The organism is Streptomyces sp. NPDC058274, assembly GCF_042881375.1.
Classification (GTDB): Bacteria; Actinomycetota; Actinomycetes; order Streptomycetales; family Streptomycetaceae; genus Streptomyces.
The window spans coordinates 69,192-80,124 of record NZ_JBHVXW010000020.1 but is presented as its reverse complement, the minus strand read 5'-3'; the positions used below and the strand labels follow the sequence as shown (position 1 = coordinate 80,124).

Annotated in this window: 10 protein-coding genes; 1 reads left to right on the top strand and 9 read right to left on the bottom strand. The window is 70.0% G+C overall.

What is annotated here, in order from left to right:
* Window positions 1-32: 32 nt before the first annotated feature.
* The gene (locus tag ACFVYF_RS30625) at window positions 33-1,094 is read left to right on the top strand and encodes a DUF3533 domain-containing protein (RefSeq protein ID WP_389460556.1); all 1,062 of its coding nucleotides are present in this window, start codon (window positions 33-35) and stop codon (window positions 1,092-1,094) included.
* A 123-nt stretch (window positions 1,095-1,217) separates the two neighbouring features.
* Here ACFVYF_RS30625 and ACFVYF_RS30620 read toward each other — a convergent pair whose 3' ends face one another.
* The 9 genes from ACFVYF_RS30620 to ACFVYF_RS30580 form a co-directional block, all read right to left on the bottom strand.
* Window positions 1,218-2,300, bottom strand: a complete 1,083-nt coding sequence (locus ACFVYF_RS30620; protein WP_389460555.1) for a S1 family peptidase — start codon at window positions 2,298-2,300, stop codon at window positions 1,218-1,220.
* A gap of 278 nt (window positions 2,301-2,578) precedes the next feature.
* Window positions 2,579-3,481, bottom strand: coding sequence for a slipin family protein (locus ACFVYF_RS30615; protein WP_389460713.1), 903 nt, complete (start codon window positions 3,479-3,481; stop codon window positions 2,579-2,581).
* Window positions 3,482-3,649: 168 nt separating this feature from the next.
* Window positions 3,650-4,555, bottom strand: a complete 906-nt coding sequence (locus tag ACFVYF_RS30610; protein WP_389460553.1) for a S1 family peptidase — start codon at window positions 4,553-4,555, stop codon at window positions 3,650-3,652.
* Window positions 4,556-4,796: 241 nt separating this feature from the next.
* On the bottom strand, window positions 4,797-5,579 hold the full coding sequence (locus ACFVYF_RS30605; RefSeq protein ID WP_389460551.1) for a DUF1684 domain-containing protein: 783 nt from the start codon (window positions 5,577-5,579) through the stop codon (window positions 4,797-4,799).
* A gap of 4 nt (window positions 5,580-5,583) precedes the next feature.
* Window positions 5,584-6,894 (bottom strand): NtaA/DmoA family FMN-dependent monooxygenase, encoded by a 1,311-nt coding sequence (locus ACFVYF_RS30600; protein WP_389460549.1) that lies wholly within the window; start codon window positions 6,892-6,894, stop codon window positions 5,584-5,586.
* Complete coding sequence (locus ACFVYF_RS30595) at window positions 6,891-7,970, bottom strand: LLM class flavin-dependent oxidoreductase (protein WP_389460548.1); 1,080 nt, start codon at window positions 7,968-7,970, stop codon at window positions 6,891-6,893. The genes ACFVYF_RS30600 and ACFVYF_RS30595 overlap by 4 nt, the downstream gene beginning before the upstream one ends.
* Before the next feature lie 279 nt (window positions 7,971-8,249).
* Window positions 8,250-9,221 carry an ABC transporter substrate-binding protein gene (locus tag ACFVYF_RS30590; RefSeq protein ID WP_389460546.1) on the bottom strand — a complete coding sequence of 324 codons (972 nt, stop codon included), beginning with the start codon at window positions 9,219-9,221 and terminating at the stop codon, window positions 8,250-8,252.
* A 49-nt stretch (window positions 9,222-9,270) separates the two neighbouring features.
* The gene (locus tag ACFVYF_RS30585; protein WP_389460544.1) at window positions 9,271-10,047 is read right to left on the bottom strand and encodes an amino acid ABC transporter ATP-binding protein; all 777 of its coding nucleotides are present in this window, start codon (window positions 10,045-10,047) and stop codon (window positions 9,271-9,273) included.
* Window positions 10,044-10,925, bottom strand: coding sequence for an amino acid ABC transporter permease (locus ACFVYF_RS30580; protein WP_389460542.1), 882 nt, complete (start codon window positions 10,923-10,925; stop codon window positions 10,044-10,046). Before ACFVYF_RS30580 ends, ACFVYF_RS30585 begins: the two co-directional genes overlap by 4 nt.
* Window positions 10,926-10,933 lie beyond the last annotated feature (8 nt).

The following is a 10,933-nucleotide window of genomic DNA, read 5'->3' as shown; positions in this document are numbered from 1 at the left end:
CGCAAACGCGGTACGGCCCGGACCGTGGGGGCATGACGCAGACAGCCGGCACCGATGCCCCGCGCGCCTCTTTTCTCGCCGAAGTGAAGGACGCGGTCACCCCACGGGCCACGCTGCTCGTCATCGGCGTGATCGCTCTGCAGCTGCTCTTCATCGCCTCCTATGTGGGAGCGCTCCATGACCCGAAACCGAAGGATGTGCCCTTCGGAGTCGTCGCGCCGCAGGCGGCGGCCGAGCAGGCCGTGACCCGGCTGGGGCAGATCCCGGGCAAGCCGCTGGACCCGCGCACGGTCGCCGACGCGGCCACGGCGCGCCGGCAGATCATGAACCGGGACATCGACGGCGCCCTGGTGATCGACCCGTCCGGCACCACCGACACGCTTCTGGTCGCCTCCGGCGGAGGCACGGTCCTCGCCAACGCGCTGAACGCGCTCAGCGCCGCGCTGGAGCAGAGCGAGGGGCGCACGCTCAGAACCATCGACGTCGCCCCGGCCTCCCCCCAGGACTTCGACGGGCTCTCGTCCTTCTATCTGGTCGTCGGCTGGTGCGTGGGCGGCTATCTCGCCGCGTCGATCCTGGCGATCAGCTCGGGCGCCCGGCCCGCCAACCCGCGCCGGGCGGTGATCCGGCTCGTGGTGATGGCCCTCATCGCGATCGTGGGCGGGCTCGGCGGCGCGGTCGTCATCGGGCCGATCCTGGGCGCCCTGCCCGGCAGCGTCTGCGCCCTGTGGGGCCTGGGCGCGCTGATCACCTTCGCGGTCGGCGCGGCCACGCTCGCCCTCCAGGGCATCTTCGGGATCGTCGGCATCGGCCTGGCCATCCTGCTGATCGTGATCGCGGGCAACCCGAGCGCCGGCGGCGCCTTCCCGCTGCCGATGCTGCCGCCGTTCTGGAAGGCGATCGGCCCGGCGCTGCCGCCGGGCGCGGGCACCTGGGCGGCCCGCTCGATCGCCTACTTCAAGGGCAACGACATCACCGTCTCGCTGCTGGTGCTCTCGGCGTGGGCGGTGGTGGGCAGCGCGGTGACGCTCCTCGCGGCCGCCCTGCGCGGCAAGCGGCACGCTCCGGCCGAGGTCGCCCCTCAGGTCCCGTAACCCGCCGCTTTCCACACCGCCTTGCCTACGGCGAAGAGTCCCGCCCCCGGTGTACAGGGACGGGACTCTTCGCCGAACCGGTGAGCCGACAGCCGGCCCCCGGTGAGGCCCTGTGGCGCTCGGTCAGCCGATCTCGGCGCCGAACGTGGACAGTGCCTCGGTGACCGGCTGGAAGAAGGTCTCGCCGCCGGAGGTGCAGTCGCCGCTGCCGCCGGAGGTCAGGCCGATCGCGCTGTCGCCCGAGAAGAGCGAGCCGCCGCTGTCACCGGGCTCGGCGCAGACGTCGGTCTGGATGAGGCCGTTGACGATGTCGCCGTTGCCGTAGTTGACGGTGGCGTCCAGGCCGGTGACCGTGCCGTCGTGCACCTGGGTCGTCGAGCCGCTGCGGGTCACCTTCTGTCCGACGGTCGCGTCGGCCGCCTTGGTGATCGCCTGCGCGGAACCGTTGTAGAGGTCGACCTCGCTCGGGTGGGCGACGCTCGAGGTGTACTTCACCAGGCCGAAGTCGTTGTCCGGGAAGCTGGACTGCTCGTTCGTGCCGATCTGGTTGCCGCTGGAGTCGGTCCAGGTCGAGATCGCCTCGGTGCAGTGCCCGGCGGTGATGAAGTACGGCTGACCGCCCTTGACCACGTTGAAGCCGAGCGAGCAGCGCCCGCCGGAGCCGGTGATCGCGTCGCCGCCCGCGATGAAGGGCTTGAACTCCCCCTTGGTGCGCTGGAGTTCAGCCTTGGCGCCGAGACCGTCGACGACCTTGGTCAGCTTGGCCAGTTCGGTCTTGGAGACCGTGCGGTCCGCGGTGACGACGACCTGGTTGGTCTGCGGGTCGGTCGCCCACGAGGTGCCGGGGATGGTCGCGTCCTGCTTGAGGGTCGTGCGGGCGCTCTTCAGCTCGGCGAGGGAGTTCTGCACGACTCTGGCCTTGGCGCCGGCCGCCTGGACGGTCTTCGCGCTCGCCTCGTCCAGCACGTTGACGACGAGCTGCTTGGCCTTCGCGTCGTAATACGTTCCCGCCGCGTCGGCGCCGAGGTCCTTGCCGAGGGTCGAGGCGAGCTTTCCGGCCGCCGTGATCGACAGCGGCTGCGGAGCTGGAGCCTTGGTGGCCTCACTGGCGTTCGCAGTCTGGAAGGTGACTCCCGCGGCCACCAGTGCGGCGATACCCGCACCTGCCACGGCTGCACGCCGCTTGGTTATGCGTCGGTGCTTCAACTCACGTCCTCCTGTGGAGGGTCGGCCGGGGAGGTTGTGGGGACCCCTCCGGCCGGAAGGCGTACGGGCAGGGACGCGGCGCACCACAAAAAGCCGCGTCCATGCCAACGGTGTGGCGCCCACTATTCCGAGATCCACAGGGGGCACACAAGGTCGACTTCAGGACGCGGGTACGACAAGAGGTGTGCGCCCCCGGCGCCTTGACCCTGCGTGGTCGCGCCATGTGAGTTCCCAGTGCAAACACTGGGAGCGAGTGATCCGTGTGCAGCGGGTGAGGTCTAGTCCTGTCCGGATTTCGACCCCGTGATGTCCGGCTCCACCGGGGGCTCGGCGGGCGGGAGTTGCTCCTGCACCGGTTGCTGAGGAACTTCCGCCTGCTGCCGGGGAGGCTCCGCCGACGGGGGCCGGGGAGCCGGCGGACCGGGTTGCGCCCGTTCCAGGAAGCGGAGCAGCTCCACCGGGAAGGGCAGGACGAGGGTGGAGTTCTTCTCGGCGGCGACCGCGACCACGGTCTGCAGCAGGCGCAGTTGCAGGGCCGCGGGCTGCTCGGACATCACCCCGGCGGCCTCCGCGAGCTTCTTGGAGGCCTGGAGCTCGGCATCGGCGTTGATGATCCGGGCCCGCCGCTCCCGGTCTGCCTCCGCCTGGCGGGCCATCGACCGCTTCATCGTCTCGGGCAGCGACACGTCCTTGATCTCCACCCGGTCGATCTGCACACCCCACCCGATGGCCGGACTGTCGATCATCAACTCCAGCCCCTGGTTGAGCTTTTCCCGGTTGGAGAGGAGGTCGTCGAGATCGCTCTTGCCGATGATCGAGCGCAGTGACGTCTGCGCCATCTGGGAGACCGCGAAACGGTAGTCCTCGACCTGGATGACCGCGTCGGCCGCGTCGATCACCTTGAAGTAGATGACCGCATCCACCCGGACCGTCACGTTGTCCCGGGTGATGCCGTCCTGCGCCGGCACCGGCATCGTCACGATCTGCATGTTGACCTTGCGCAGCTTGTCGACGAAGGGCACCACCAGGGTGAACCCGGGGCCGCGCACCTCCGAACGCAGTCTGCCGAGCCGCAGGACCACACCGCGTTCGTACTGCTTCACGACACGGGCTCCGGCCGTCACATAGACCAGCCCCACGGACGCGACGGAGATTCCCGCCGCGAGCAGCTCCTCGACCATCACGGCCCCCAGGGTCCGAAGTGGGCGCATCAGGCGTGTACTTCGACGGTAACTCCGTCACCTGAACAAGGGCGAGCCCCCGCACACTGGTTGCGTGCGGGGGCTCGCCTGCTGCCTGTTGCCGGCCGGGCTGTGGGGGGTTGTGGGGGGTGTGGGGTGCCGCGTCCGTCAGTAGACGTGGACCCCGTAGGCGCTCAGCGCCTCGGTGACCGGCTGGAAGAACGTCGTACCGCCGGAGGAGCAGTTGCCGCTGCCGCCGGAGGTCAGGCCGTAGGCGGTGGAGCCGCCGTACAGCGGGCCGCCGGAGTCGCCGGGCTCGGCGCAGACCGTGGTCTGGATCAGGCCGTAGACGACGTCGCCGCCACCGTAGTTGACCGTCGCGTTGAGCGCGGTGACCCGGCCGCTGTGCGTGCCGGTCGTGGAGCCGCGACGGTAGACGGTGGTGTTGACGGCGGGCGTGGCGGCACTGGTGATGTCCTGGCTGCCCACCGCGCCCGACTTGGTGCCGGTGTAGCTGCTCGAGTACTTGACGATGCCGTAGTCGTTGCCCGGGAAGCTGGAGCCGGTCGTGGAACCGAGCGTGGTGGTGTGGCCGGAGTTCGACCACCAGGTGCCCGCCCCGTCGGTGCAGTGACCGGCGGTCAGGAAGTAGTAGGCACCGGCGTTGTCCTGGACGTTGAAGCCCAGGGAGCAGCGCCAGCTACTCGCATAGATGGCGTCGCCGCCGGAGATCAGCTTGTTGAACTTGCCCGGGGTGTGCTTGATCGTGAGGGCGTCGGCGTTACTGCCCGCGTCCTTCTTGATCTGCGCGATCTCCGCCTTCGAGACCGTGCTGTCGACGGTGACGACGACGCGGTTCGTCTTGCTGTCGACGGCCCAGGCGGTGCCCGGGATGTCGGAGGTGAGTACCGACTTGTTCACCGCGCTCAGCTGGGTGGAGCTGAAGGTGTGCACGTCGGACGCGCTCGCGTTGGGGACAGCGAACGAGGCAGCGGCCAGGAGACCGGCGGAAACGGCGATCAGCCGGGTCCGTCTCGCTATGCCGCTGCGGGGGGTGGTGCGCTTGATCCTCACGTTTCGTTCCTCCGAAGGGAAGTCGGGGGCCCGCGTGGGGTCGGGGCCCGTGAGGCGCAGCCAGAGACCCCTGTCCGGATTCCGGACAAGCCGAGCCCCTGACAAGCGCTGAGGGGGAGTATTCGGCCGCACGGCCGACCGGCGCAAGGGCGCCTTTCGGCCGTGCAGCGTTCAACTTGCCTACTCCTCAGAGCACTTGACCTCAACCTCTCCGGAGAGCTTTCGGCGCCGGCCGGCGCACTCAGAGCAGCTTGCGCTCCCCCGCCTCGATGGCGGTGACCAGCGTGTTCCCGGGCGGCGGGAAGGGGCAGAGGAAGTGATCGGCGAAGGCGCACGGCGGCAGCAGGGACCGGTTGAAGTCCACGGTCGTGTTCCCGTCGGCGTCCGGCGCGGCGGGCCGCAGGAACCGGAAGCGGTAGCTGCTGTTCCCGCTGGTGGCGTCGGCGAACACCGCCCAGAGCGAGCCGTCGCCCTCGACCGACACCTGGAGGGTCAGGTCCTCCCCGTCGAGCGTGAAGGCGAGCACGCCTCCGAGTCCGAGACCGCGCGCCTGCCCGTCCACGTTCTCGACCCGGACGGTGCGGCTCTCGCCGTACGGGGTGAAGTGCCCCGCGACCGACCAGCGCGGATCGTACGGGGTCGCGTCGATGCCCTGGAAGGCCCGCCGTGCGGGGGAAGCGGGGTCGAAGTCGCGCACCCCCCAGATCCCTTCGCGGACGAGGACGACCAGCCGGCGCTCGCCGTGGCCGACCCGGGATCCGGTCACCGGCCCCGAGTCGGCCACCAGCCTGATCTCGCCGCTGAAGGGCTGCCCGTCGACGGTGAGACCGTCGCTCTCCCCGGCGGTCAGCACGACCGCGTCGGTCTCGGCCGCCCAGTGCCCCGGGATGTCCGGAAGTCGACCCTCCGTATAGTCCTCGAGCCAGTGCGTGCCCCTGAGCGCGAGGGGCCCGTGCGGCGCGGCGACCGTCTCGGTGCGCTGCTCGTGCCAGTGCTTCCAGTCCTCGGGTGCGTCCGTCGTCATGTGATCAACCCTTCCATACGGGCACTGGCAACCCGAGGTGTGAGCGCAGCGTCGTGCCCGTGTATTCCGTACGGAACGACCCGCGCTCCTGGAGCAGCGGCACCACTCGGTCCACGAAGTCGTCGATCCCGCCCGGCGTCAGATGCGGCACCAGGATGAAACCGTCCGCGGCGTCGGTCCGCACGAACTCGTCGAGGTCGGCGGCGACCGCCTCCGGGGTGCCGATGAAGGACTGCCTGCCGGTCACCTCGATCACGGTCTGCCGGATGGACAGGCCCTTCTCGCGCGACAGGGCCCGCCACTTCCCGGCGATGACGAAGGGGTCGCCGCGCCGTGTCCGGCCCTGTGTGAGCCCGGAGTCCGGCACCGGGTCGATGTCGGGAAGGGGCCCGTCGGGGTCGTACGCGGAGAGGTCGACGCCCCAGACCTGCTCCAGCGCGAGGAGGGCGTTCTGCGGCGAGACCTGCCGGCGGCGGATCTCGGAGGCCCGCTCCTGCGCCTCGGCGGCCGTGTCCCCGAGTACGACGGTGACCCCGGGCATGATCTTCAGATCCTCGGGGGCGCGCCCGTACCGTGCGAGCCGCCCCTTCACGTCGGCGTAGAACTCACGGCCCGCCTCCAGGGTTCCGTGCCGCGTGAAGACGACGTCCGCGGAGGACGCGGCGAACTCGCGCCCTTCCGGGGAGTCCCCTGCCTGGATGACGACGGGGTGCCCCTGCGGCGAGCGCGGGACGGTGAACTCGCCGGCGATGTCGAAGTGCCGGCCCCGGTGGGCGAAGGGCCGGGGCACGCCGTCCGGTGTCCACGAGTCCCACAGCTCCCGTGCCACCTCCACGAATTCGGCGGCGCGTGTGTACCGGGCGGACCGGTCGAGGAATCCGCCGCGCCGGAAGTTCTCCCCGGTGAACGCGTCGGAGGAGGTGACCACGTTCCAGGCGGCCCGGCCCTCGCTGAGGTGGTCCAACGAGGCGAGCCTGCGGGCGAGTTCGTACGGCTCGTTGAATGTGGCGTTGACCGTGGCGGCTAACCCCAGCCGCTCTGTGACGCCGGCGAGCGCGCTGAGCACGGTGAGGGACTCGGGCCGCCCGACCACGTCCAGATCGTGGATGCGTCCCTTGTGCTCGCGCAGCCGCAGCCCCTCCGCGAGGAAGAAGAAGTCGAACAGACCGCGTTCGGCGGTGCGTGCCAGATGCTCGAAGGAGGTGAAGCCGATCTGCGACCTCGACCGCGGGTCGGTCCATACGGTGGTGCTGTTGACGCCTGGGAAGTGTGCGGCGAGATGGATCTGTTTGCGCGTGCTCGGACGTACGGTCATGGCGTTCTCCCCGCCGCTGCGTACTGGTTGGCGGGCCGCCCCAGACCCAGGTGTTCCCGGAGCGTGCTGCCCGGATAGAAGGTGCGGAACAGGCCGCGGTGCTGGAGCAGCGCGACCGTGCCGTTGACGAGCCGCTCCAGGTCACGGCGTGGCTCGACCGGTGTGAGATGGAAGCCGTCGGCGGCTTCCGCCTCGTGCCAGGAGGCGATCAGTTCGGCGAGATCGACGGGACCGCCGCGGTAGAGCGGACCCTGCGCGGTCTGCCGGGGGCCGCCGCCGCCGTGGCCCGGCTCGGCCGCGTGCTCGCCGTCACCGAGGTCGACGGTGAGCCCGGCGAGCACACGCAGCGAGTCCGGGTTGCGGCCGAACTCGGCTGCCCCGTCCCGCAGTTCGGTACGCAGCGCCCTGGCCTGTGCGGGGCCCGCGACCCGGATGACCGCCACGTCGGCGTAGCGGGCCGCGGTCCGCCGGGCGTGCCGGTCGGTGGCGTCGACGACGCGGACGGGGTGGCCCTGCGGGGGTCTCGGCACGATCGAGGGGCCCTTCACGGAGAAGGTGCTCCCCTCGAAGTCGACGTAGTGCAGTTTGTCCCGGTCGATGAAGCGGCCGGTCGACTCGTCGCGTATCTCGGCGTCGTCCTCCCAGCTGTCCCACAGCCGGGCCGCCACGTCGGCGACTTCACCGGCCTCCTGCCACAGCGTGTCGGCGGCCGCGGCATGGCGCCGTCCGAAGAGCCGGGCCTCGCCCTCGGAGGTCGACACGTCGAGCTGCCAGCCGGCCCGGCCGCGGCTGACCCAGTCGAGGGTCGCCACGGCCGCCTGGACGTGGAAGGGCTCGGTGTGGGTGGTGGTCACGGTCGGCACCAGGCCGATCCGGCCGGTGGCGGGCGCGATCCGGGACAGCACGGCGAGCGCGTCGAGTCCGGGCCGCGCGAAGGTGTCGCCGAGCGTCACGAAGTCGAGGGCGCCGTACTCCGCGAGCCGGGCCAGATCCACCGACGAGGCGGCGTCGTAGGCCCCCTGCTGATCGAGGGCGGCGGCCAGGTGCAGCAGCCCCCGGCCGTTCCGTGCGGTCATGCGTGAGCCTTTCTGAGGGGGGTGGCTTCGCTCCGCCTCGGGGGCGGATCACCGGGGCGTGCCGTGCCGGGCCCGGTGACGCCGGTGGCTGTGCCGGGCCCGTTGATCCCCGGTGGCTGTGCCGGGCCCGTTGATCCCCGGTGGCTGTGCCGGGCCCGTTGATCCCCGGTGGCTGTGCCGGGCCCGTTGATCCCCGGTGGCTTCGCTCCGCCTCGGGGCGGAGTACCGGGACGCACCGAGCCGGCGGCCCGCGCCCGACGCGTCCCGGGCGGTCCGGCCCTAGGTCTTGGGCAGGCCCCGGGGGTTGATCTCCGACTTCGTGACGGCCTCGCTCGACAGACCCCAGCGCTTCAGCACGCGCCCGTACGACCCGTCCTTGATCACGTGGTCGATCGCCGCCGCGTAGGCGTCCACCAGGCCGCTGTCCTTCTTCGTGGTGGCGGCGATCTTGCCCTGGATCTGGTCACCGGCGCCGGAGAGCGTGCCGATGACCTGCGTCTGTCCGGCGGACGCGACGTGGTAGGCGGCGGACGGGCTGGGGCCGAGGTAGGCGTCGATGCGGCCGGACTGGAGCGCCAGGTAGTAGTCCGTCTCCTTCTGGAAGTACTTGATGTCGACCGGCTTCAGGCCGGCCTTCTCGTCCTGCTCGCTCCAGTCGACGAGGATCTTCTCCTGGTTGGTGCCGGAGGACACGGCGATGGTTTTGCCCGCCACGTCCTTGGGCTCCTTGACTCTCCAGGACGTGCCCTTCTGCGCCTCGAACGCGATGTTGTCGAGGCGGTAGGTGGCGAAGTCGTACTTCTCCTTGCGCTCCTCGGTGACGGTGACGTTGGAGAAGACGGCGTCGAACTTGCCGCTGTCGAGACCGACGAAGAGGTTCTCCCAGGAGACCTCGTCGTTGTCGAGCTGCAGACCGAGGGTGTCGGCGACGAGGGACGCGAGATCGATCTCGGAGCCGATACGCGTCTTGTCGTCGGTCGCGAAGAAGCCGAGCGGCGGCGAGGAGTCGGCGCTCTGCCCGAGCTTCAGCGTGCCGCGCTTGCGGATGGCGGCCGGCACCAGCGCGGCGATCTCGTCGACCTTCTTGCCCCGGATGCGGTTCTGGTCCGGGCCGATGTTGATGTTGCCGACCTTCTTGGTGCCGGAGCCGCCCGTCCCGGTCGCCGCGTCGCTGTCACCGCCGCAGGCGCTGAGCAGAGGGGCGGCGACGAGCGCGGCGAGAGAGGTGGCGAAGACGCGTCGGGACAGCATGGGTGAACTCCTCAACGAACGGTGGAACAAGGGGCTTGGGGCGGAAGGGTCAGAGGACCTTGGAAAGGAACGCACGGGTGCGTTCGTTGCGCGGTTTGTCGAGTACGTCGCCGGGGGCGCCCTGCTCGACGATGCGGCCGTCGTCCATGAAGACGACCGTGTCGGCGACCTCGCGGGCGAAGCCGATCTCATGGGTGACGACGATCATGGTGGTGCCCTGGTGGGCCAAGTCCTTGATGACGTCGAGGACTTCGCCGACCAGCTCGGGGTCGAGCGCGGAGGTCGGCTCGTCGAAGAGCAGCAGCTTCGGTTCGAGGGCGAGCGCGCGGGCGATGGCGACCCGCTGCTGCTGTCCGCCGGAGAGCTGCTTCGGGTAGGCCTCCGCCTTGTCGGCGAGCCCGACCCGGTCGAGCAGCCGCCGCGCGGTCGCGAGGGCGTCCTTGCGTGGCCGCTTCAGCGCCGAGACCGGGGCCTCGACGATGTTGTCCAGCACGGTGAGGTGCGGGAAGAGGTTGAAGTTCTGGAAGACGAAGCCGATCCGGGTGCGCTGCTTGAGGATCTCGCGCTCGCGCAGCTCGTACAGCTTGTCGCCGGAGCGCCGGTAGCCGACGAGCGCGCCGTCGACGCTGATCCAGCCCTGGTCCACCTTCTCCAGATGGTTGATCGTGCGCAGCAGGGTCGACTTGCCGGAGCCCGAGGGGCCGAGGATGACGGTGACCTCTCCGGTCCGCACCGAGAGGTCGACGCCCTTGAGCACCTCCAGCGTCCCGAAGCTCTTGTGGACGGACTTGATGTCGACCATGGCGGAGGTGGTGGGCGCGCTCATCGCACGGCTCCCTTGGCGTAGTGACGTTCGACGTAGTACTGGACGACGGAGAGCGCGCTGGTCAGCAGGATGTACCAGGCGGTGGCGACCATCAGGAGGGGCACCACCCGGCCGTTGCGTCCGTAGATCACCTGGACCTGGTAGAAGAGTTCGCCGATCGCCATCACGGAGACGATCGAGGTCCCCTTGAAGAGGGAGATGACCTCGTTGGCCGCGTTGGGCAGGATCGAGCGCATCGCCTGCGGCAGGACGATCCGCCGGATCTGCCGGAGCCGGGGGATGCCGAGCGCGGCGGCGGCCTCCAACTGTCCGCCGTCCACGGCGAGTACGCCGCCGCGCACGATCTCGGCGGCATACGCGGCCTGGTGCAGCGCGAGGCCCAGGACGGCCGCGCTCATCGCTCCGACCAGACCCATCGTGTCGAAGGAGAAGAACCCCGGCCCGAAGGGGATCCCGAACTGCAGCTCCTTGTACAGATAGGCCAGGTTGAACCAGAACAGCAGCTGGACGATGAGCGGGATGGAGCGGAACGCCCAGATGTAGCCGAATGCGACGGTCCGCAGGAACCGGCTCTGCGACAGCCGCATGAAGGCGAGGACGATCCCGAGGGCGAAGCCCAGCACCGTTCCGTAGAACGTGAGTTGAAGGGTCGTCCAGACCGCCTTCAGGATGACTTCGGCGGTCAGGAACTCGGCGAAGACCCGCCACTCCCAGCCCGTGTTGGTGGCGAGTCCGTGCACGAACTGCGCGAGCACGATCGCGGTGGCGGCGATGGCGACCCAGCGCCAGGGATGCCGGACGGGCACCACCTTGAGCGTGCTGAGATCCTCGGGCTCCGCGACGGTCTTGGCGAGAGGTGGATCACTGGTCAGGGACATGGGTTCCT

What these genes read in the sequence shown, in the direction of transcription:
- ACFVYF_RS30625 (WP_389460556.1), top strand. Translation starts at nt 33, where the DNA reads ATGACGCAGACAGCCGGCACCGATGCCCCGCGCGCCTCTTTTCTCGCC.
- ACFVYF_RS30615 (WP_389460713.1), bottom strand. Translation starts at nt 3,481, where the DNA reads ATGGTCGAGGAGCTGCTCGCGGCGGGAATCTCCGTCGCGTCCGTGGGG.
- ACFVYF_RS30605 (WP_389460551.1), bottom strand. Translation starts at nt 5,579, where the DNA reads ATGACGACGGACGCACCCGAGGACTGGAAGCACTGGCACGAGCAGCGC.
- ACFVYF_RS30600 (WP_389460549.1), bottom strand. Translation starts at nt 6,894, where the DNA reads ATGACCGTACGTCCGAGCACGCGCAAACAGATCCATCTCGCCGCACAC.
- ACFVYF_RS30595 (WP_389460548.1), bottom strand. Translation starts at nt 7,970, where the DNA reads ATGACCGCACGGAACGGCCGGGGGCTGCTGCACCTGGCCGCCGCCCTC.
- ACFVYF_RS30590 (WP_389460546.1), bottom strand. Translation starts at nt 9,221, where the DNA reads ATGCTGTCCCGACGCGTCTTCGCCACCTCTCTCGCCGCGCTCGTCGCC.
- ACFVYF_RS30585 (WP_389460544.1), bottom strand. Translation starts at nt 10,047, where the DNA reads ATGAGCGCGCCCACCACCTCCGCCATGGTCGACATCAAGTCCGTCCAC.
- ACFVYF_RS30580 (WP_389460542.1), bottom strand. Translation starts at nt 10,925, where the DNA reads ATGTCCCTGACCAGTGATCCACCTCTCGCCAAGACCGTCGCGGAGCCC.